Raw genomic sequence first — 20,777 nt, 5'->3', positions numbered from 1 at the left:
TACAATTTTCTTAGTGAATGGTACATAAGTATCTTGCACTGCGGCATCCAGCTCCACATCTGTAGCAAACACTACATATCTGGAGCGCGCAAATGCATCCCTCCCAAAATACCGCCCCTACCGGCCGTTTCCGCCGTCTTCTCGGCGGCGTCGCCATCGTGGGCGCACTCGCCGTTGCCGGCTCGATCGCGACCGGCCACTACTTCCACGCTGCGCAAGCGACCGCAACCGGCGCCGCGGCTGAACAAGCCATCTCCGTCACCGTCGCGATGATCGAACCCAAGCAGACCGTGCTGTGGGACGATTTTTCCGGCCGGCTCGAGGCCATCCAACGCGTCGAGCTTCGCCCGCGCGTGGCCGGCGCGATCCTGTCGACCAACTTCACCGAGGGCGCGCTGGTGAAGGCCGGCGACGTGCTGTTCAAGATCGATCCGGCGCCCTACGCCGCCGAGGTCGACAAGGCTGCCGCGCAGCTCGAGGCCGCCAAGGCCCGCGTGGTGTTCACCCAGAGCGAGCTCGAGCGCGGCGCGCAGCTGGTTGGGAACGCCGTGGTCACGCGGCGCGACTATGACCAGCGCGACAACGCCAATCGCGAAGCGATCGCCAATGTGAAGGCGGCCGAGGCGACGCTGCAGACTGCAAAGCTCAATCTCGACTACACCGAGGTTCGGGCACCGGTGGATGGCCGCGTCGGCAAGATCGAGGTCACCGTCGGCAATCTCGTCGCCGCCGGCACTGCTTCCCCAGTGCTGACCTCGCTGGTCTCGGTCAATCCGATCTACGCCTCGTTCGATGCGGACGAAGAGGTGGTGCTGCGGGCGCTGAACTCGATCGCGGATGGCACGGGCCGGCGTGGCAAGCTCGACCAGATTCCGGTCGAGATGACGACGTCAGGCGGCCTCTCGTCCAAGGGCCACATCCAGCTGATCGACAACCAGGTCAACGGTCAGAGCGGGACCATCCGCGTCCGCGCCGTCTTCCCCAACGAGGACGGGCGTCTGATCCCAGGGCAGTTCGCCCGCGTGCGCATGGGCCAGCCCAAGCAGCAGACGCTGGTGATGATCGATGAGCGCGCGATCGGCACTGACCAGGACAAGAAGTTCGTGATGGCGGTCGGTGACGACAGCCGCGCGGTCTACCGGCCGGTCACGCTGGGCGGCGCCGTCGATGGACTCCGCATCGTGACGTCGGGCCTGAAGCCAGGCGATCGCATCGTCGTCAACGGTTTGCAGCGCGTGCGTCCCGGCGCCCTCCTCAAGACGGAGATCGCGGCGATGGGGGCGCGGGGGCAGCAGGCTTCCAACCACAGCAACCAGGACGTGGTGCAACGCTAGTTATACCGCATCGTTCCGGGGCGCGACGAAGTCGCGAACCCGGAACCTCGACGTCATAGAACGGCCAAGACATAACTTCCGGATTCCGGGTTCGCGGGCTCTGCCCGCGCCCCGGAATGACGGGAGAGTTGTCTCTGATACAGGGGCAAAGCCATGAATCTCTCAAAGTTCTTCATCGATCGTCCGATTTTCGCCGGCGTGCTGTCGGTCATGATCTTTCTCGCTGGCCTGATCTCGCTGTTCGCGATGCCGATCTCGGAATATCCTGATGTCGTGCCGCCCTCCGTCGTGGTGCGCGCGACCTATCCCGGCGCCAATCCCAAGGTGATCGCGGAGACTGTCGCGACGCCGATCGAGGAGCAGATCAACGGCGTCGAGAACATGCTGTACATGTCGAGCCAGGCCACCACCGACGGCGCGATGACGCTGACGGTGACGTTCCGCCTCGGCACCGACCCCGACAAGGCGACGCAGCTCGTGCAGAACCGCGTGCAGCAGGCCGAGCCGCGCCTGCCGGCCGTGGTGCGCCAGCTCGGCATCATCACCAAGAAATCCTCGCCCGACCTGACCATGGTGGTGCATCTGCTGTCCCCGAACGGCCGCTACGACATGACGTATTTGCGCAACTACGCAGTGCTCAACGTCAAGGATCGCCTTGCCCGGATCGACGGCGTCGGCGATGTCCAGCTTTATGGGGCCGGCGACTATTCGATGCGGGTCTGGGTCGATCCGCAGAGGGCGGCCGAGCATGGGCTGACCGCCAGCGATATCGTGAGAGCGATCCAGGCGCAGAACGTCGAGGCTGCGGCGGGCGTGGTCGGCTCCTCGCCCAACGTCAAGGGCATCGATCTCCAGCTCTCGGTCAACGCCGAAGGACGTCTCGCTAACGAGGAGCAGTTCGGCGACATCGTGGTCAAGACCGGCTCGCGCGGCGAAGTGGTTCGCCTTCGTGACGTCGCGCGCATCGAGCTTGGCGCCTCCGAATACGGCCTGCGCTCGCTGCTCGACAACAAGCAGGCGGTGGCGATCCCGATCTTCCAGGCGCCCGGCTCCAACGCGCTGCAGATCTCCGACCATGTCCGCGCCACCATGGCCGAGATCAAGAGGAACATGCCGGAAGGCGTATCCTACCAGATCGTCTACGATCCCACCCAGTTCGTGCGCTCCTCGATCGAGGCCGTGATCCACACGCTGTTGGAGGCGATCGCGCTGGTGGTTCTGGTCGTGATCCTGTTCCTGCAGACCTGGCGCGCTTCGATCATCCCCCTGCTCGCCGTGCCGGTCTCCATCGTCGGCACGTTTGCAGTGATGCACGTGTTCGGCTTCTCCATCAACGCGCTCAGCCTGTTCGGCCTCGTGCTCGCGATCGGCATCGTCGTCGACGACGCCATCGTCGTGGTCGAGAACGTCGAGCGCAACATCGAAGCGGGGTTGTCGCCGCGCGATGCCACCTACCAGGCCATGCGCGAGGTGTCGGGACCGATCATCGCCATCGCGTTAGTGCTGATCGCGGTGTTCGTGCCGCTCGCCTTCATCTCCGGCCTGACCGGGCAGTTCTACAAGCAGTTCGCGCTGACGATCGCGATCTCGACCGTGATCTCCGCCGTCAACTCGCTGACCTTGTCGCCGGCGCTGTCGGCGCTGCTGCTCAAGGGCCACAACGAGCCGAAGGACCGGCTGACGCTGATCATGGAAAAGAGCCTCGGCTGGTTCTTCCGCGGCTTCAATCGGGTGTTCACCTATTCGTCGGAGAGCTACAGCGGCAGCGTCACCAAGGTGATCTCGGGCAAGGCCGCGGTGATGGGCCTCTATGTGCTGCTGGTCGGCGTCACGGCCCTGCTGTTCCAGCAAGTGCCGAGCGGCTTCGTGCCCGGACAGGACAAGCAATATCTGGTCGGCTTCGCCCGCCTGCCCGACGGCGCCACGCTCGACCGCAGCGAAGAGGTGATCCGCAAGATGAGCGACATCGCGCTGACCCAGCCCGGTGTCGAGAGCTCGGTGGCCTTCCCCGGCCTGTCGATCTCCGGCTTCACCAACTCCTCCAATGCCGGCATCGTGTTCTCGACGCTGAAACCGTTCGACGAACGCAAGGATCCTTCGCTCAGCGGGCCTGCGATCGCGGCCGAGTTGAACAAGAAGTATGCCGGCATTCAGGAGGCCTTCATCGCCATGTTCCCGCCGCCGCCGGTCAACGGCCTCGGCACCATCGGCGGCTTCAAGCTGCAGATCGAGGACCGCGCTGGTCTGGGCTATGACGCGCTGAACGAAGCGACGAAAGCGTTCATGGCGGCGATGCAAAAGGCGCCGGAGATCGCCGGCGTGTTCTCGAGCTTCCAGGTCAACGTGCCGCAGCTGTTCGCCGACATCGACCGCACCAAGGCGCTCCAGCTAGGGGTGCCCGTGACGGAGGTGTTCAACACGCTGCAAATTTACCTCGGCTCCTATTACGTCAACGACTTCAACAAGTTTGGCCGCACCTATTCGGTCCGGGTCCAGGCCGACGCGCCGTTCCGCGCGCGTGCCGACGACATCAGGCAGTTGAAGGTGCGCTCGTCGTCGGGCGACATGGTGCCGCTGTCGGCGCTGCTCAAGATCCGCCAGAGCGCGGGGCCGGAGCGTGCGATCCGCTACAACGGTTTCCTGTCCTCCGACATCAACGCGGCGGCTGCGCCCGGCTTCTCCTCGGGCCAAGCCCAGGAAGCGGCGACCCGGATCGCGGCGGAAGTGCTGCCGCCCGGCTTCGCCTTCGAATGGACCGACCTGACCTATCAGGAGTTCATCGCCGGCAATTCCGGCATCTGGGTGTTTCCGCTGGCGATCCTCCTGGTGTTCCTGGTGCTGGCCGCGCTCTATGAGAGCCTGACCCTGCCGCTCTCGATCATCATGATCGTGCCGATGGGCCTATTGGCTGCGATGTTCGGCGTCTGGATCTCGAAGGGCGACAACAACGTCTTCACCCAGATCGGCCTCATCGTGCTGGTCGGCCTCTCCGCCAAAAACGCGATCCTGATCGTCGAATTCGCGCGCGAGCTCGAATTTGCAGGACGCACGCCGATCAGGGCCGCGATCGAGGCGAGCCGCTTGCGGCTGCGCCCGATCCTGATGACGTCGATGGCGTTCATCATGGGCGTCTTGCCGCTGGTGCTCTCGACCGGCGCAGGCTCGGAGATGCGCCGGGCCATGGGCGTCGCCGTGTTCTCCGGCATGATCGGCGTCACCGTGTTTGGCCTGTTCCTGACGCCCGTGTTCTACGTGCTGCTCAGAACCATCACCCGCAACAAGCCGCTGATGCATCATGGCAGCGACATCAGCGCGGCGCCTGTGCAGGGCATGAGCCACGAGGCCGGTCACTAAAGCGCGAGGAGCTTTGGATGAATCATCATCGCGCTTTAAGTTGTTGTTTGAGCATGATCTCCGCGCAAACGCGTTCTGCGTTTGTCGCGAGGGAAAACCGCTGCGCACTTTGCGCTGACGCGGCCCTCCGGGTCCGGATCATGCGCTAGATCAGGGACAGACCTGATACCAGCAACACAGCGAGCACGGTCTTGCGAAAGACCGTCTCGTTGACCCGATGGAAAGCGATCACACCGAGCGCCGAGCCGGCGAACAGCGCCGGCAGGCTGACCGCGAGATCGACGAAGACCTTTGACGATAGGTCCCGGTGTCCGATCAGCAGCGCGATCGCGAACAGCTGCATCGCGGCGATGAAGGGCTGAACCAGGCCGCGCTGCTCGCTCTTGGGCATGCCGCGCATGTCGCACCAGATCGTCGGAATCGCGCCGGGCATCGCGGTGAGCCCGCCGACCAGCCCTCCCCCGAATCCGATCAGCGCCACCCAGTGACGGCCGACCGCCTCGCCGGCCGTGACCAGCGTCGGCCGCAGCAGCATGTAGGCGGCATAGAGCGCGACGACGATGCCGAAACCGCGCCGAAGCACATGCGTGTCCGCGGTCTGCAACAGCGACACCGCAATGGGAACGCCAATCAGCCCGCCGACGATCAGCAGCAGGCTGCCCTCCCAGCGGATGCTGCGCCGAAGCGCCCACAGATTGGTCGCCTGCACGCCGATGCTGCACGCCATCATCAGAGGCACGGCTTCGAGCGGCTGAAACACGCGAAGCAGGATCGCGCCAGCCACGGCCGAGAACGCGAAGCCCGAAAGGCCCGAGACGAAGGCGCCGGCGAAGACAGCAACGCTGAGCAGGATCAGGGTCGTGGCGTCAGGCACAAGCCGTCCTCCAGTCAATCGTAGGAAACCTGCGAGACAGGAACGTCGGCGCTCCCGGAGCAAACGGCCTGTTCACGAGGCAACGACACGTGCATCGCGTGGGCGTGAGACCGTTCCAGCATTGCGAGCCCGATCAACTGGAGCGTGACGAGCGCCGCGGTCAGGGCGACCGCGACGATATTGGCGTTACGCGCGCTCGAACGCGGGAGCGCCGGCGGCGCGCTCGCGCGCATCGGGTTCGTGGGCATTTTCTAAAATATCCTCTTGATTGCTGACCGGTATGAATTGGTTCAAAGGCAATGGTTCGTGCGCCGGCTCCAGCAGATGGCGATAGCGCCGCAACGCGCGCCGCGCCTCGATCCCGCGCTGCTCACGGAATGCTGCGCCTATCCGTGCGGCGATGTCGCGGAACTTGCCGACCCAAACCGTTGACGCCGTTCGCATGACAATCGCCCTCAACCAGCGCGGGAAATCAATCAGATCACCCTCACGTGCCGTGAGTTGATCGCGTGACATCTCGTAAAAGAGAGCGCGGAAAATCGCGTCACCCGAACGAATGAGGTGCGATAACTTTCTAATGATGGCTTGGCTTTGAACCTGATGCGAGCTGCAGCGACTCGGGTTGCGCGCGGATCATGCCTTGCGCGTCAGCGCACGAGCGGATTGGAGAATCCGGCCGCGAGCTTGACGAGATCGGACTGGCGCGAAACGCAGGCCTTGGCGAAGACGCGATGCAGATGGGTCTTCATGGTCGTCTCGGCGAGCCGACCTTGGATTTGGCCAAGCTCCGGGCTTGTGTTCAAGGCGGCTGCGCTCAGAACCCTTGCGAGCATCCCGGCCGCAAGAACAATCGTTTCATGTCAGCCTCCCATCGCGTTCCCCGCACGGATGACCCATCTGTCCCGGCGGCCCGCAAGGGTGCGACGAGGCCGACCAAGGTCGATAGTGACGGCGAGGCCTTACGGCCGCCGCGGCACGATGGCGATCGGGGTGAAGGTGTAAACCTCTTCGCCGTTCTGGTTGAACATTGTCCATTTCACCAGCGCGATACCTTGCGGCTTCGACTTCGACGGCGTCAGGCTCATGACTTCGCCGAGCAGATGCAGGCGGTCGTTCGGCCGCACCGGCATGGTCCAGCGCAGGCCATCGACGCCTGCGCCGATCAGCGGATGCGGGCCGAAGGGGCGGGTCTGGATGGCGAGGTTCATGGCGATTGCCGCGGTGTGCCATCCCGAGGCAGCGAGGCCCTTGAACAGGGTCGCCTTGGCGGCCTCGTGGTCGAGGTGCATCGGCTGCGGATCGAACTCGGCCGCAAAGCGCTTGATGTCGGCTTCGGTGACCTGAACTTCCGGCGATTTGAACCGCATTCCGATGGTGAGATCGTCGAACCACTCGACCTGCGCCATGATTTTGCCTCGCAATATGACGTGCCGCCCGCGACAGGCGCGCGGCTGAAAGGAATTGACTGGAAACAGGACATAGCCGCTCCGCGGCGCACAAAGCCAGCCTGGGGTTCCCGCGAAACCCCTTTCCCGATGCGACGAAACACGCCTGAAACAGATAGCCGCTTAAGTGGTTGTCAAAATAAATACAGGGACGGCCACCATGCAATTCCTCATCGACCTGATCTATGATTACGCCTGCTGTCAGCACCTCGTCGCCCAGCCGCTACGGGAGGACGAGCTATGATCGAACTGATCTCCGCCCTCCTCGCCCTTTGCAGCATCGGCGTCTTTGCAGCGCATGCGCTGGATGCCTACCGCACCACGCATTACTGACCGCCGCACCCTCGCGGCGCTCGCTGAAACAGCAACCTAAAGCGCGATGACGATCTATCCTGATCCATCGCGCTCTAGCTAGAACGGCCGCCGGTAAAAATGCTCCGAATGTGTCGCCGGCGGAAACCGGTTGGCGAGTGCGATCGCGCCCCTCTCGTCCGTCTCGAGCGCGATCTTCTGTGCCAGCATCACGTCGCCCGGCACCAGGAAGCCTGAGGGGACGAAGCACCATCCCATCGTCGCGTGCCCGTCGCCATCGATTTCGTGGACATTGGCGGCCGTGCCGTAATGGATGCGATAGGTCTTGCCGGTATCGCAGCCGATCACATCGAAATACCGGTGCTCCTCGAACTGCGCGCGCTGTTCCGGCGACAGCCATTCGGCGAGCAACCGGCGACCGCGCGCATCCGGCGTGTTCTCGCCGAAGAAGCGCCGATAGAGCTCGCGCAGCGCATGCAGACGCGCACGCGCCGGCGCGCGAAGCCAAACTGCCGCGATCATGAGCAGCTCAGATCAGCCGCCGACCAGGCGGGGATAGAACAGCGTTTCCTGCGCGGTCGGATCGAATGATCGGATCCGGGTGACTTCGCCCGGCCCGGTCCGGAGGGCGGCGGTGAAGCCGGCTCCGGTCAGCTCCCGAAAGCGCCGTTCAGCTCGCGCCAGCGCTTCGGCATTGCCAGGATCAAACTCATGGCGCGTATCGCCAGTCTGGTCCATCACGATCTGGGTTGCCATCGTTGAGTCTCCTCATGCCCAGCCCCGAACCTGATCAAAGCAAACGTCGTGCCGTCAGTTCCTGATAGCAACAACTTTCTCGCGCCGGCGCATCACGCCTTGCTGAGCAGAAGCATTTCGAGCGAGGGGGACGCCGGTTCGCGCGCCAAGAAAACGCGTCAAAACAGGAATCTAAAGCTCTGTACGAACGGGGATTTGCTCAGCGGGAGGCCGCCGCCCCGCCCTCGTCGATCTGCCGGCCCATCAGAGCGATCGCCTTCTGATACACGCCGGCGGCATTCCAGGCCTCGATGGCGGCAAAGTTCGGCTCGCCCGGCTGGTAACCGGCTCCCGCCCGCCAGCCATGGGCCCGGAGGAAATTCGCCGTCGAGCTCAGCGCGTTGGCGGCAACGTCGAGATTGCCGGTGCCGTAGGCCAGGATGTTCTTGGGCATGAACTGGGTCTGCCCGACTTCGCCATGCATGGAGCCGCGGGTAGCCCCCGACAGCGTGCCACGGTCGATCAGCTTCAGCGCGGCATAGAGCTGGTCGGTGAAGAATTCGGGACGGCGGCAGTCATAGGCCAGGGTCGCGATCGACGAGAGCATGTTCTGGTTGCCGCGCTGGCTGCCGAAACCGGTCTCCATGCCCCAGATCGCGATCAAGGGCCCCGGCGGGACGCCGTACTGCTGCTGAATCGAGGCGAACAAGGCGGCGTGCGACTGCTTGAGCTGCCGCCCCTTGGCGACGATGGTGGCGGCGCCACGCTTGGCGAGGAACTGGTCGAGCGAGAGCGAGAAGCTGCGCTGGCCGCGGTCGGCAGCAATGGTGGCGCTGGCGTAATTGGCCTGCATCAGCGCCGAGATCGCGGTCTGGCCGATGCCCTTGCCTTGCGCCTCCGCGCTGAACTCGCGCTTCCAGGCCTCGAAACCCGCGGGCGAGCTACCACATTGCGCGGCCTCGGCGGTCGGCGGCAGAGAAAGAAGCAGCGCAACAGCGCCAATGATGGCCATCGCAACGGTCCCGCCCTTGGTCATTCTCGTTCCTCTCTCTCATGCGCGACCGGCTCGCGCGGGGGGCATGATCCTACGCCGGCGCTGATCGCTCAAGCCCCATGGGGCGCAACGGATGGCTTGACACCAGGGTGAACGCCTGGCCCTAGCCGTCGCGGTGAAGCAGGAAATCCACCATGATGGCCTCATGCTGCTGGTACATGTCCGTGCGGTCCCGGTCACGCAGCCGATCCGGCGGGCCGCCGCGATGAAGGGCGACACTTCAGGCTTGGTGATGACGCAGCCGCAATAGGAAGCCGGCGCGAGCCGCGCGACATCGACGGGCAGCGGATCGCCCTCTTGCATCCCCGCCGGTGTCGCATTGGCGACAAAATCGAAGCTCGCGGGATCGCTGGTGCCGACCCGCACCGGCGCCTTGCCGAGGGCGTTGAGCCGGCCGATCAGCGCGTCGCGGCGCTCGGCCGCGGTGTCGTGAATGGCAAGCTCGCGCACGCCGGCCTCGACCAGCGCCAGCGCGATCGCCGACCCCGCGCCGCCGGCGCCGACGAGCAGTGCCCGCATGCCGGCGGGGTTGATCCCCTTCGCCCGGGCCGCACCGACGAAGCCAAGGCCGTCCACCATGTCGCCATGCCAGGCGCCGTCGGCGCGCCGGCGCATCAGGTTCACGGTGCGCAGGAAATGCGCCCGCTCGGTCGCGCTGGCGCAGGCCCGGTAGCAGGCGAATTTGTGCGGGATGGTCACGACGATGCCGTCGAGATTCTTCAGCCGCGTTGCGACCGAGAGGAAGTCGGCTAAATCGCTCGGGGCGACCTGAACGGGCATCAAGGTGCCGTCATGGCCGCGTGCGGCAAAGGCGGCGCTGACGCCTGCGGGCGAGCGCACCTGCGCGATGGGATCGCCGACGATGACGTAGAGCCGCGTGGCGCCTGTCGGAGCCGGGATCATGCCGCTCAAGCCGGGACCTCGGAGGTCAATTCCAGTCCATCCAGATTGCCCTCCTTGCGCCACTTCTCGAGCAGCCGCAGGAACGCCACCGGCCCACGCCAATATTGGCTGTTTCGCGCCGCGATCGGATCGAACACGCCTTCGTTGTTGTAATAGCCCGGCGTGCATTCAGCGAGATAAGTCTGGCGGCCGAGCGCGGCCTTGACGACCTCCTCGACCCAGGCGTTCTCGGCCGCCAGCGTCGGCTCCAGCGTGCGCGCCCTGCGCTTGCGGACTTCTGCGATCACATAGGCGATGTGCTGCGACTGCTCGTCGATGATGTGCGGGAAGTTGGCGCTCTGGCCGGCCTGCACCGTGACGATCAGGAAACAGTTCGGGAAGCCTCGGCTGTAGAAACCGTGCAGCGTCTTGACGCCGTCGCGCCAGCGCTCGGACAGGCTGATGCCGTCGCGGCCGTAGACCTCGAAGCCCATGCGACGCGCGTAATCGGTGCCGACCTCAAAACCGCTGGCATAGATCAGGCAATCGAGTTCATAGGCCTTGCCGTCGACCACAACGGCACTTTCGGTGATGCGCTCGACGCCCTGCCCCTTGGTGTCGACGAGATGAACGTTGGGACGATTGAAAGTGTCGAGATATTCGTCATGAAAGCACGGCCGCTTGCAGAACGCCTTGTACCAGGGTTTTAGCGCCGCCGCGGCCGCCTCGTCCCTCACGATCGCATCGACGCGGGCCCGGATTTCCTCCATCTTCCGATAGTCGGCTTGCTCGATGACCTTGAGAGCCTCTTCCAGCGACGTGACCGGCCGGGGCTGGCGGCGCGGCGCCAGCAGGATCTCGCCGAGCAGACCGGTCCAGCCGTCCTGCACCAGGTCTCGCTCGAACGGCTCGCCGGATATCACCGCGGTGAAATTGTCCATGCGCTCGCGCTGCCAGCCGGGCTTGAGGCTCTGCGCCCAGGCCTGGTCCGTCGGACGGTCGTCGCGCACGCCGATCGCCGAGGGCGTACGCTGGAAGACATAGAGCTCCTTGGCGGAGCGGCCGAGATGCGGCACGCATTGCACGGCGGTGGCGCCGGTGCCGATGATGCCGACGCGCTTGTCGGCAAGACCTGTCAGATCTCCCTCGGCGGTGCCGCCGGTATAGCCATAGTCCCAGCGGCTGGTGTGGAAGCTGTGGCCCTTGAAGCTTTCGATGCCGGGAATGCCCGGCAGCTTGGGACGACTCAGCGGGCCGCCGGCCAGGATGACGAAGCGCGCGCGGATGCGGTCGCCGCGATCGGTCTCGACCAGCCAGCGCGCCTCCTGCTCCTGCCATTCCATCCGCGCGATCACGGTTTGAAACAATGCGCGCTCATAGAGCGCGAAGTGACGGCCGATGCGGCGGGAGTGCTCGTAGATCTCCGGCGCCCGCGCATATTTGCGCACCGGCATGTAGCCGGTCTCTTCCAGCAGCGGCAGATAGATGTAGCTCTCGGTATCGCAGGCCGCACCGGGGTAGCGATTCCAGTACCACGTGCCGCCGAAATCGGCGGCCTTTTCCACGATACGAAAATCATCGATGCCGGCTCCACGCAGACGCGCGCCGCAGAGCAGACCGCCGAAGCCGCCGCCGACAATGAGCACCTCGGTCTGTTCGCAGACGGGCGCGCGCGCAAAACCGGGATCGGCCCAGGGATCGTCGAGATAGCGGCCGAACTCGCCGGTGACCTCGACGTATTGCGCCTTGCCCTCGGCGCGCAGACGGCGGTCGCGCTCGTTGCGATAACGCGCACGCAGTGCGGAAATGTCGACCGTAGACTCGCCGGCTGTGCCGGTCTTGTGTCTTTCCGCTGACATCCATTTCCTCCACGGCGGCAGCTGCTTCGCCGGCAGCTCACCGCACGTTAGCCCCGAAAAAGTGACGCATGCAATCACCTCCCTCGCTTTTTGCGTGAACGCCGCGTGACGTTCCGCTAACCTCGCGCGCAAATCACAAGCCTATGCCGTGCAACGACATGGCGCTCCGGAGGGAAACGATGCAGGGATTGATGATGGACATGCCGCTCCTGATCAGCGGCCTGATCCAGTACGCCGCCGACCATCACGGCGAAGCGGAGATCGTCGCGCGCGAGATCGAGGGCGACATCCATCGCTATACCTATGCGGACGCGCATCCGCGCATCAAGCGTATGGCGCTGGCACTCAAGCGGCTCGGCATGCAGCGTGGCGACCGCGTCGGCACGCTCGCCTGGAATACCCACCGGCATTTCGAGATGTTCTATGCCGCGCCGGGCATGGGATATGTGCTGCACACCGTCAACCCGCGACTGTTTCCCGAGCAGCTCGTCTATATCATCAACCACGCCGAGGACCGACTTCTGTTCATCGACCGCGCCACGCTGCCGATCGTCGAGGCGATCGCGCCGCAGCTGAAGACGATCGAGGCCTATGTGGTGATGTCCTCGCGCGAGCGGATGCCGGACACGAAGCTCGCCAACGTGCATTGCTATGAGGAGCTGCTGCAACAGGAGAACGAGGCCGGCTTCGCCTGGCCGGAGTTCGACGAAAAATCCGCCTCCACCATCTGCTACACCTCGGGCACAACAGGCAATCCCAAAGGCGTGATCTACTCGCACCGCGCCGCGATCCTGCAGACGATGACCTCCTGCAATTTCGACTTCCTTCCGGGACATGTCGAAGGCGTGCGCGAGGTGATGATGCCGATGGCGCCGCTGTTCCACGGCAATGGCTGGAACATGCCGTTCACCGCGCCCTATACCGGCTCGAAGCTGGTGCTGCCCGGCCGCAATTATGAGCCCGACAAGCTCTATGAATTGCTCGAAGGCGAGAAGGTGACGCTGTCGGCGGGCGTGCCGAGCTTCTGGCTGATCCTGCTCGACTGGCTCGGCCGCACCGGCAACAAATTCACCACGCTGCGCGCGACGCTCTCGTCGGGCTCCGCCCCGCCGCGCGCGATGGTCGAGAAGCTCAAGCGCGACTACAATGTCGACTACATCCAGGCTTGGGGCATGACCGAGGCGCTGGGCTGCTCGATGCCGAGCTTGCGGCCGGGCTCGGAGCATCTCAGCGATAAGGAGAAGTTCGACCGCCGCCAGGTCTCGGGCCGGGCCTGCTTCGGCACCCATTTGCGCATCGTCGACGATGCCGGCAATGAGCTGCCGCGCGATGGCAAGACCGTCGGCCATTTGCGGGCGCGCGGTCCCTGGGTCGCTTCCGGCTACATGAAGCTCAACGAAGGGCTCGACCGCGACGGCTGGCTGATCACCGGCGACATGGCCGTGATCGACAGCCAGGGCCACGTCACCCTCACCGACCGCTCCAAGGACGTGATCAAGTCCGGCGGTGAATGGATCTCCTCGATCCAGCTCGAGGATATCGCGCTGTCGCATCCCGACGTGCTGCAAGCCGCCGTGGTCGCGATCAGCCATGAGAAATGGCAGGAGCGTCCTCTGCTCCTCGTCGTCCGCAAGAAGGGCGCGACCGTCGACGGCAAGGCGCTGCTCGATCACATGCGCCCGAAGATCGCGAGCTGGTGGCTGCCCGACGCCGTCGAATTCCTCGACGAATTCCCGATGACCGGCACCGGCAAGGTGCTGAAATCGGCGCTGCGCGAGAAGTTCAGGGACTATCGCGTCGCATGACGAGATCGGTCGCGTGCGGACAATTCCGTGCGCGATCTTCATGTTTTGGTCAATTCGGGAACGATATACCGGGACGTCGCGAACCCATATCGAGGACATCATGGCGTTTTCCGGCCTGGGCCTGCATCTCGGCAATCTGTCGCGCCTGTCGAACGCGCTGACGCGCTCGATCAGCCCGGAGAACTTTTCGGGCGAAAAGGGCAGAGGCGGCATGTCCGTCGATGGCCCCGCCGCCCGCCAGGCCCGCGATCTCGGCCAGGGCTGGAAGGTCTCGCCTTACGTCGTCATCGAGCCGGGCGCGACGTTCACGCTCGCCGACATCGAGGGCCAGGGCGCGATCCAACAGATCTGGATGACGCTGGCGCGCGGGCGGCTGCGCCATTCGATCCTGCGCGTGTACTGGGACGATCAAGAGCAGCCCAGCGTCGAATGCCCCGCCGGCGATTTCTTCGCCTGCGGCTGGGAGGAGTTCGCGCAGGTGTCCTCGCTCGCGGTCTGCGTCAACCCCGGCCGCGCCTTCAACTGTTACTGGGAAATGCCATTCCGCAAGCGCGCGCGCTTCACGCTGGAGAATCGCAGCGAGGAGCAGATCACCGTCTACTATCAGATCAACTACGCGCTGACCGATGTCCCTGAGGATTGCGCTTATTTCCATGCGCAGTTCCGGCGCACCAATCCGCTGCCTTACAAGGAGGTCTATACCATCCTCGATGGCGTCAGCGGCGCGGGCCATTATGTCGGCACCTACATGGCCTGGGGCGTCAACAACAACGGCTGGTGGGGCGAAGGCGAGATCAAGTTCTTCATCGACGGCGACGGCGAATTCCCGACGATCTGCGGCACCGGCACCGAAGATTATTTCTGCGGGGCCTACAATTTCGATCCCTATGTCGCGCATTCCCGCCAGGGTCCGCCGCAGCAATCGCGCTATCAGGAATTCACCACGCCCTACGCCGGCCTGCCTCAGGTGATCCGTCCCGATGGCGTCTACAAGTCACAGCAGCGCTTCGGCCTCTACCGCTGGCACATCCCCGATCCCGTACGTTGCCGCTCCGACCTGCGCGTGACCATCCAGGCGCTGGGCTGGCTGCCCGGCGTTAAGGAGGCAAAATACCTTCCGTTGCAGGACGACATCGCGTCGGTCGCGTTCTGGTATCAGGGATTGCCGACGGCACCATTTCTCAAGCTGCCTGGCCCGGACTATCTCGAAATCGGCTAAGCCGCTACCGTCGAGCTCAAGCGCACGCTCGAAAGTTTCATGGACCGGCACATCTATCCGAACGGGGAGCGGTTCTATCGCGAGGCGGAGGAGCTCGGGCCGTGGAAGGTCTATCCCGTCGTCGAGGAGCTGAAGCCGCTGGCGCGTGCGGAGGGCCTCTGGAATCTGTTCCTGCCGGAATCGCGCCATGGCGCGCCGGCCTCACCAAGCTCGAATACGCCCCGCTCTGCGAAGTCATGGGCCGCTCGCATCTTGCGCCCGAAGATCGCAAGGCTCGAGCTGAAGAAGTATTCGAACGCGTAAGCCGACGCTGGTGCGTAGGTACCAGAGAATGCGCTAGAGGGATCGTCGTCTAGTCGACTCTTGGCGGATCCTGGATGGGCGAAGATACATTCAGATTCGAAATCGCTTCGAGCATCGCTCCGAAAATGATGATCGGCAGATAGAACGCAAGCATTGTATTCCTCCTGCTGTGACAACTTGGGCCGGTGAGGCCAGGTTCCTCAAATTGACGCTCGCCCGCCGCGGAACATTGTTGGTGCTTACCAAGCTACCGACGACAAATGATTCGCAGGCCGTATCAAGAGCGCATCGCGTCAATCGCATGGGCGATCAGAACGACTGCGCTTGCGGCAATGAGAAACACAAACAACCAGCTCACGTCCGCCTCCGATCCCGGAAGTGAACGCGTTCATCCGTGCACAGTCAAAAACCATCGGTCTGGAACCGCTATTCTGCAGCTCGCTGATGCTTCGCCGCAACAATTGCATCTGCTATCGGTGCTATCGGCAGAACGCCAAAAGGACCAACGTGCCGACGATACAGGCTGCTAGAACTAAAAACCAAACGCTCATGCAGTCTCCCGACTCAACACACGCGATCAGAATTAGCCTCACGGTATGGCATTGAAACGCTTGTTACCGGTTTTCCCCAGGGCCAAGCGCGACCATCTGCTCGCGGCGTTAGTCTAATACCTCGACCGTCGCCGACCGTCCCGCCACCAGTGACAAGGCTTCAGGCACCGGATCCAGCGCAATCCGCACCGGGACGCGTTGGGCCAGCCGCACCCAGCTGAAGGTGGGATTGACGTTCGCGAGCAGGCTCGCGCCCTCGGCGCGATCGCGATCCTCGATGCCGGCCGCGATGCTCTCGACGTGGCCGGTCAGTGTGGCCTTCTCGCCCATCAGGCGAACCTGCACCTTGTCGCCGACGCGGATGCGCGCAAGCTTGGTCTCCTCGAAATAGCCTTCGACATGCAGCGTGTCGGTGTCGACCAGCGCCATCACGCCCTTCCCGGCCGTGACGTAAGCGCCGGGGCGCAGATCCATGTTGGTGATCACGCCGTTCACGGAGGCACGGACCTCGCTGCGGTCGAGGTTGAGCTGCGCCACCGCACGGTCGGCGACGGCCTGATCGAACGCCGCCTTGGCCTGGAGCTGGGTCGCCAGCACCTGCTCCTGCTTCTGCTGCGAGACGGCGTCGGTCGTCAGCGCGCTATAGCGCTTCAGATCGGCATTGGCCTGATCGAGCGTCGCCTGATGACCGGCGACCGAGGCATCGGCCTGCCGCAGCGCCAGCGCGAAGCGCTCGCGGTCGATCCGGAACAGCACGTCGCCGCGTCGGACCTTCTGGTTGTCCTTGACCAGCACCTCGGTCACGAAGCCGGAGACGTCAGGGGCAACCTGCACCACGTCGGCGCGGACGCGGCCGTCGCGGGTCCAGGGCGACTCCATGTAGTAGACCCAGAGCTCGCGGCCGACCGCGAGCGCAGCGACGACGACGATGACGGTCAGCGCGAGGCGGCCAAGCCCGGCGAGATTTCCTTTCATGGCAGATACTCCGAGAGATAGACGACGCCGCCGAGAAGACAGACGAAAATCGAGAAATCGAACAGCGCGCGGTGCCACACCAGCCGGTAGAGGTCGAAGCGCTGCATCAGGCGGCGCTGCACCGCGCTCAGCGCATAGGCGACGATGATCCACAGCAGCAAGGCCGGCACCAGCACGCCGTAAATGTCGATCACATACCTCATGCCGCAACACTCTCGCCTGCGCGTGGCCGATAGGCCGGCGCGTCCGGGAACAGGCCGCGGCGGATGCCGACGAGGCCGATCAGCGCGTCTTCCCGCGCGCTGTCATTGGGATCCTTGACGGCCTGGGCCAGCGCCCGATCGACATGCCGCAACAATTCTGCAGGCATCCCTCCGCCGGCATAGCTGCGGCAGGCGGCGGCAAGCTGGTCGAGCATGTCGTCGATGACCGAGATGGTCGATATCGCAAGACCATAGCGGGCGCGGCGCAGGTCGATGATGTTCAGCCCGATGCGGAGCTGGACCAGGCTGTCGGTGTCGCGGCGATCGCTCTCGGAGAGGAAGGCTATGCGCTGCACCAGCAATCCAAGACGGTGCAGCATCAGGCCGGCGAATTCGGCGCGGTCGCGCTTGCCGCGGCGCTCGGCGGCAATCGCGATCGTCTTCCAGCTCGACAGCACCAGGCGGTTGGCGATCCACTCCGCGCCGACCCCGCGCGCGATCCGCGTCACGATTTCGGCGATGACGACGCCGACGAAGAAGGCGACCGCCGAGTTGGCGTAGGAGGCGAAATCCGCGCTGTAGGTCGATTGGATCGCAAGCAGGGTCGCGGTGTTGGCCGCGAGCGCCATGCCGGTTCCCGCGGTGGCGGGACGGCCGATCAAGAAGCCATAGAGCAGGAACGTCGGCGCCAGCGCGACGATCAGGACCTCGAGATGGGAGATCGCGGGCACGATCGCGAACAGATAGACCGCGACGACGAGGATCGCGACCAGCGACCATAGACCGAAACTGCGGATGAAACGCGCCGGCTCGTCCTGCGCGGCAAAGAATGAGCAAGCGACCGCCGCCATCATCGGCGCCGATGCGCCGTCCGGCCAGCCGGTGCCGATCCAGAAGGCGCAGCAGATCAGGATCGCCGTGGCGGCACCGGCTGCCGACCACAGCGCGAGGCCACGGTCCCTGTGCCGCACGGGTGCGGCGCCCGCCTCGGATTGGAAGGCGAGATCGAGCGTCGAAACGTTGCGCCCATCGCCGATCGCCGCAGTCAGCGTGCGGCAATCGCGCGAGAGATCGACGAGCTCGCGCAGCCGTGACAACAGGCTGGTGGTGATGATCCGTTCCCAGGAGGCACTGTCATCGAGCACCGCCTGCCGCTCCGCGATCATGGCGCGGATGCGCTCGGCCGGCTGCCGCGCGCCGACATCCCTCGTGATCCATTGCGCGAGATCCTCCAGCAGCCGCTTCAGTTCGGGCTGACGCCGTAACACCTCCTCCCCCAGTGCGGCCAGCCGATCCTCCAGCGAGGCGATCACCGGCAGCAGCATCAGCATGCGCAGCCGGATCTCGCCAAGGCCGATCACGGCATTGCGATCGGTCAGCCGGTCATAAGCCAGATGGGTGGAGAGCGTGTCGATCTCGACGATGTCGGTCGCAAGCTTGAGGCGCCGGCCGCGACGCGTTTCGCTCGTGCCCTGCCGCAGCAGCACCACCTGGCTCAGGCGCTGCGCATCCGAGAGCCAGGTGTCGACCCGATGGGCGACGGCCGGCCCGACGCTGCGCGGAAAGACGATGGTGGAGACGAGGCTGGCGGAGATGATGCCGAGCGAGATCTCCTCCACCCGCGCCACTGCGATGTCGAAGATGGCGCCGGGCTCGGAGACCGAGGGAAAGCCGATCAAGGCGACCGTGTATCCGGCCAGCATGAAGACATAGCTGCGCGGCGTGCCGTCGAGCAGCGAGAGGTAAAGGCAGAGTCCGACCCAGAGCGCGATCGCGAGGCACAGCAGTTCCGGCGCGTCGATCAGATTCGGCACCAGCGCCACCGTCATGGCCGCGCCGACCAGCGTGCCAATCACGCGGAAGAACGCCTTCGAGCTGGTCGCGCCCGCGAGCGGCTGCGAGGTGATGTAGACCGTCGCCATCGCCCAATAGGGCCGCGGCAAATCCATGGCGAGCGCGATGACGAGCGCCAGCATCGACGCGGCGAACGTCTTTAAAGCAAAAATCAGGTCCGCGTGGCGGACCAGGAAGGACTCGTCCGTGCGCATGCTACTTCGCCTCTAGGCCCGTCTTGGCGTCTTGCAGACGGCAGCCCGCCGTTCGATGCGCTGAAGAGTCTCGAAGGTTATCGCAAGTTCCTCGGGCTCGATAGCTCGCCCGCACCGCAGAAGCGAACGAGGACAGGCGCGTCAGGCCCTCAGGATGAGGGCGGAGTGCTTGGCAGCAAATTTCGGCAGGCCAAGCTGCCGCTCAGCCTGATTCATGAGGAGGCCGCTGAAAGCGGTCTGCTCGAAGGACGAGGCGCTTGCTCGGACAGCACCAATCGTACCCTACAGCCCTGTCGCCTCACCTCACCACATAGACGTCCGGATCGGCGCTGGAGCTTGGGTTCTTGAAGGCATTGCGCAGGGCCGGCGACATCGGGACGTTGTAGTTGATGCCATTCGGCGGCGTCGGCGATTCCAGCCAGCGCTTGTAAAGCACCTCGATTTCCGGGCTGGCGTAGAGCTCGGCCGTGGCGCGGTCGGCCAGCGCCTTGAACGGCGCGTCCTCTCTCCGCAGCATGATCCCGAACGGCTCGGCCTTCGCAAACGTCTCCTCGCTGATCATGTAGAGTCCCGGCTCCTTCGAGCGCGCAATGGCGACCGCGAGCTGGACGTCGTCGAGCGCGTAGGCCTGGGCCCGGTCGGTCTCCAGCAGCAGGAAAGCCTCAGCCTGATCCACGGCCGGCATGATCTTGATGCCGAGGTTGCGCTCGGTATTGACCTTGGCGAGCTGGTTCAAGTTGACAGAGCCCGCGACCGCGGTGACCGCCTTGCCCTTGAGATCGTCGACAGTGTTGATCTTGGCCGCCTTCTTCGCCGCGAAGCGCGTCGCGCTGAGGAAATGCGTGTTGGTGAAGGCGACCTGCTTCTGGCGGTCGGCATTATTCGTGGTCGCCGAGCAATGCAGGTCGAGCGTGCCGTTGACCATCAGCGGAATGCGGTTCGACGACGTCACGGCGACATAGTCGACGGCAATGTCGGGCATGACAAGCTGCTTCTTCACCGCGTCGACGATCTTGAGGCAGATGTCCAGGGCAAAGCCAACCGGCTTCTGGTTGCCGTCCAGATAGCTGAATGGGACCGAAGCCTCCTGATAGCCCAGCGTGATCTTCTTGGTCTCCTTGATCTTCTGGAGCGTGCCGGTGAGGTCCTCGGCTGAAGCTGCGCCTGCAAGGCATGTCAGGGCGAGGACAACGGTAGGAAAACGCATCGCGGGGCTCCTCAAGGGGTCATCGTCTCATGGCGAGACGCGATCGCGGAGGTGATAGCCTACGTATGCGCCTGCCGCCAGAGGTGGCTGCGTCTATCAGCTCTTGCGCTTTTGTATATTTCGCGGCCGAGGGATTAAGCCTCGATCCCGCGCTGGACCAGGATGCGCTCGGCGCTGTCGTTCCAGACGTCCATCTTCACGATCTGGCCGCCCTTGACGACGAAGCGGTCGACATAGCGATTGCCCTCGAACGGCGTGCCGTCGGTCCACTCGCCATAGAGCGTGCCGATGCTGTAGACGATGGTCTCGTCCACGCCGGGGCAGACATCGAAGCGGTCCATCTTCTTCTTGACCCAGCGATAACGCCTGGCATTGAAGCCAGCCGGCCCGCGCGGGTGATCGAACTCGCGCCCGCCGGTAAAGGTGATCACCGTACCTGGCTTCATATAGGCCGCCGCGGCGTCGGGATCGGGGATCATTGATGCTTTAAGATAAGCTTCGACTATTTCGGCGTCGGTCATCGGGCGGTCGGCTCTTGCTGGGGCGGACATCGTGGGTCTCTTGGTGGGTCTCTTGGTGGGTCTCTTGGCGGGTCTCTTGGCGGGTTCTATTGGCGG

The 20,777-nt window shown here is 64.4% G+C and carries 16 protein-coding genes and 3 pseudogenes; 5 read left to right on the top strand and 14 right to left on the bottom strand.

Annotated elements, in window-relative coordinates; genetic code table 11:
* Positions 1-92 precede the first annotated feature (92 nt).
* Both AC5V87_RS17635 and AC5V87_RS17630 read left to right on the top strand, forming a co-directional pair.
* Positions 93-1,334, top strand: a complete 1,242-nt coding sequence (locus tag AC5V87_RS17635; RefSeq protein ID WP_495371695.1) for an efflux RND transporter periplasmic adaptor subunit — start codon at positions 93-95, stop codon at positions 1,332-1,334.
* Positions 1,335-1,487: 153 nt separating this feature from the next.
* Entirely contained in the window at positions 1,488-4,688 is a 3,201-nt protein-coding gene (locus AC5V87_RS17630; protein ID WP_495371694.1) for an efflux RND transporter permease subunit, read from the top strand.
* Between the two features lie 145 nt (positions 4,689-4,833).
* Here the strand turns inward: AC5V87_RS17630 and AC5V87_RS17625 are convergent, their stop codons facing one another.
* The 9 genes and pseudogenes from AC5V87_RS17625 to AC5V87_RS17585 form a co-directional block, all read right to left on the bottom strand.
* Positions 4,834-5,562, bottom strand: coding sequence for a sulfite exporter TauE/SafE family protein (locus AC5V87_RS17625; protein ID WP_495371693.1), 729 nt, complete (start codon positions 5,560-5,562; stop codon positions 4,834-4,836).
* A 186-nt stretch (positions 5,563-5,748) separates the two neighbouring features.
* Positions 5,749-6,006, bottom strand: a complete 258-nt coding sequence (locus AC5V87_RS17620; RefSeq protein ID WP_495371692.1) for a hypothetical protein — start codon at positions 6,004-6,006, stop codon at positions 5,749-5,751.
* A gap of 203 nt (positions 6,007-6,209) precedes the next feature.
* Positions 6,210-6,326, bottom strand: a pseudogene (locus AC5V87_RS17615) (LuxR family transcriptional regulator); the annotation flags it as partial.
* A gap of 195 nt (positions 6,327-6,521) precedes the next feature.
* Entirely contained in the window at positions 6,522-6,968 is a 447-nt protein-coding gene (locus AC5V87_RS17610) for a MaoC family dehydratase (protein WP_456838990.1), read from the bottom strand.
* Between the two features lie 450 nt (positions 6,969-7,418).
* Positions 7,419-7,841, bottom strand: a complete 423-nt coding sequence (locus AC5V87_RS17605; protein ID WP_456838991.1) for a hypothetical protein — start codon at positions 7,839-7,841, stop codon at positions 7,419-7,421.
* 12 nt (positions 7,842-7,853) lie between these two features.
* Positions 7,854-8,075, bottom strand: a complete 222-nt coding sequence (locus AC5V87_RS17600; RefSeq protein ID WP_007592399.1) for a hypothetical protein — start codon at positions 8,073-8,075, stop codon at positions 7,854-7,856.
* A 199-nt stretch (positions 8,076-8,274) separates the two neighbouring features.
* Positions 8,275-9,090, bottom strand: a complete 816-nt coding sequence (locus AC5V87_RS17595; RefSeq protein WP_456838992.1) for a lytic murein transglycosylase — start codon at positions 9,088-9,090, stop codon at positions 8,275-8,277.
* A gap of 121 nt (positions 9,091-9,211) precedes the next feature.
* A pseudogene (locus AC5V87_RS17590) lies at positions 9,212-10,011 on the bottom strand (shikimate dehydrogenase family protein).
* A gap of 5 nt (positions 10,012-10,016) precedes the next feature.
* Positions 10,017-11,849 (bottom strand): flavin-containing monooxygenase, encoded by a 1,833-nt coding sequence (locus AC5V87_RS17585; RefSeq protein WP_456838993.1) that lies wholly within the window; start codon positions 11,847-11,849, stop codon positions 10,017-10,019.
* Between the two features lie 179 nt (positions 11,850-12,028).
* Between AC5V87_RS17585 and AC5V87_RS17580 the strand changes: the two genes are divergently transcribed.
* From AC5V87_RS17580 to AC5V87_RS17570, 3 genes and pseudogenes are all read left to right on the top strand, one after another.
* Positions 12,029-13,654: a long-chain fatty acid--CoA ligase gene (locus AC5V87_RS17580; RefSeq protein WP_495371691.1), complete on the top strand. Its 1,626-nt coding sequence runs from the start codon at positions 12,029-12,031 to the stop codon at positions 13,652-13,654.
* 100 nt (positions 13,655-13,754) lie between these two features.
* Complete coding sequence (locus AC5V87_RS17575; protein ID WP_495371690.1) at positions 13,755-14,873, top strand: glycoside hydrolase family 172 protein; 1,119 nt, start codon at positions 13,755-13,757, stop codon at positions 14,871-14,873.
* A 39-nt stretch (positions 14,874-14,912) separates the two neighbouring features.
* Positions 14,913-15,136 (top strand): annotated as a pseudogene (locus tag AC5V87_RS17570) (acyl-CoA dehydrogenase); the annotation flags it as partial.
* Positions 15,137-15,835: 699 nt separating this feature from the next.
* On the opposite strand, the gene AC5V87_RS17565 reads toward AC5V87_RS17570, so the two are convergent.
* From AC5V87_RS17565 to AC5V87_RS17545, 5 genes are all read right to left on the bottom strand, one after another.
* Positions 15,836-16,702, bottom strand: coding sequence for an efflux RND transporter periplasmic adaptor subunit (locus AC5V87_RS17565; protein WP_495371689.1), 867 nt, complete (start codon positions 16,700-16,702; stop codon positions 15,836-15,838).
* The gene (locus AC5V87_RS17560; RefSeq protein WP_456838997.1) at positions 16,699-16,905 is read right to left on the bottom strand and encodes a DUF1656 domain-containing protein; all 207 of its coding nucleotides are present in this window, start codon (positions 16,903-16,905) and stop codon (positions 16,699-16,701) included. The genes AC5V87_RS17565 and AC5V87_RS17560 overlap by 4 nt, the downstream gene beginning before the upstream one ends.
* Positions 16,902-18,953 carry an FUSC family protein gene (locus AC5V87_RS17555; protein ID WP_495371688.1) on the bottom strand — a complete coding sequence of 684 codons (2,052 nt, stop codon included), beginning with the start codon at positions 18,951-18,953 and terminating at the stop codon, positions 16,902-16,904. Before AC5V87_RS17555 ends, AC5V87_RS17560 begins: the two co-directional genes overlap by 4 nt.
* A 298-nt stretch (positions 18,954-19,251) precedes the next feature.
* Positions 19,252-20,160, bottom strand: coding sequence for an amino acid ABC transporter substrate-binding protein (locus AC5V87_RS17550; protein WP_495371687.1), 909 nt, complete (start codon positions 20,158-20,160; stop codon positions 19,252-19,254).
* Between the two features lie 134 nt (positions 20,161-20,294).
* The gene (locus tag AC5V87_RS17545) at positions 20,295-20,711 is read right to left on the bottom strand and encodes a nuclear transport factor 2-like protein (RefSeq protein ID WP_495371686.1); all 417 of its coding nucleotides are present in this window, start codon (positions 20,709-20,711) and stop codon (positions 20,295-20,297) included.
* Positions 20,712-20,777 lie beyond the last annotated feature (66 nt).

The sequence above is a fragment of the Bradyrhizobium sp. SOJA106 genome (assembly GCF_059448745.1).
The sequence above is the reverse complement of the archived record's forward strand: the minus strand, read 5'-3'. Positions and strand labels throughout refer to the sequence as shown.

Coding starts and splice junctions, on each gene's coding strand:
- AC5V87_RS17635 (WP_495371695.1), top strand. CDS start 93: ATGCATCCCTCCCAAAATACCGCCCCTACCGGCCGTTTCCGCCGTCTT.
- AC5V87_RS17630 (WP_495371694.1), top strand. CDS start 1,488: ATGAATCTCTCAAAGTTCTTCATCGATCGTCCGATTTTCGCCGGCGTG.
- AC5V87_RS17620 (WP_495371692.1), bottom strand. CDS start 6,006: ATGCGAACGGCGTCAACGGTTTGGGTCGGCAAGTTCCGCGACATCGCC.
- AC5V87_RS17610 (WP_456838990.1), bottom strand. CDS start 6,968: ATGGCGCAGGTCGAGTGGTTCGACGATCTCACCATCGGAATGCGGTTC.
- AC5V87_RS17605 (WP_456838991.1), bottom strand. CDS start 7,841: ATGATCGCGGCAGTTTGGCTTCGCGCGCCGGCGCGTGCGCGTCTGCAT.
- AC5V87_RS17600 (WP_007592399.1), bottom strand. CDS start 8,075: ATGGCAACCCAGATCGTGATGGACCAGACTGGCGATACGCGCCATGAG.
- AC5V87_RS17595 (WP_456838992.1), bottom strand. CDS start 9,090: ATGACCAAGGGCGGGACCGTTGCGATGGCCATCATTGGCGCTGTTGCG.
- AC5V87_RS17585 (WP_456838993.1), bottom strand. CDS start 11,849: ATGTCAGCGGAAAGACACAAGACCGGCACAGCCGGCGAGTCTACGGTC.
- AC5V87_RS17580 (WP_495371691.1), top strand. CDS start 12,029: ATGCAGGGATTGATGATGGACATGCCGCTCCTGATCAGCGGCCTGATC.
- AC5V87_RS17575 (WP_495371690.1), top strand. CDS start 13,755: ATGGCGTTTTCCGGCCTGGGCCTGCATCTCGGCAATCTGTCGCGCCTG.
- AC5V87_RS17565 (WP_495371689.1), bottom strand. CDS start 16,702: ATGAAAGGAAATCTCGCCGGGCTTGGCCGCCTCGCGCTGACCGTCATC.
- AC5V87_RS17560 (WP_456838997.1), bottom strand. CDS start 16,905: ATGAGGTATGTGATCGACATTTACGGCGTGCTGGTGCCGGCCTTGCTG.
- AC5V87_RS17555 (WP_495371688.1), bottom strand. CDS start 18,953: ATGCGCACGGACGAGTCCTTCCTGGTCCGCCACGCGGACCTGATTTTT.
- AC5V87_RS17550 (WP_495371687.1), bottom strand. CDS start 20,160: ATGCGTTTTCCTACCGTTGTCCTCGCCCTGACATGCCTTGCAGGCGCA.
- AC5V87_RS17545 (WP_495371686.1), bottom strand. CDS start 20,711: ATGTCCGCCCCAGCAAGAGCCGACCGCCCGATGACCGACGCCGAAATA.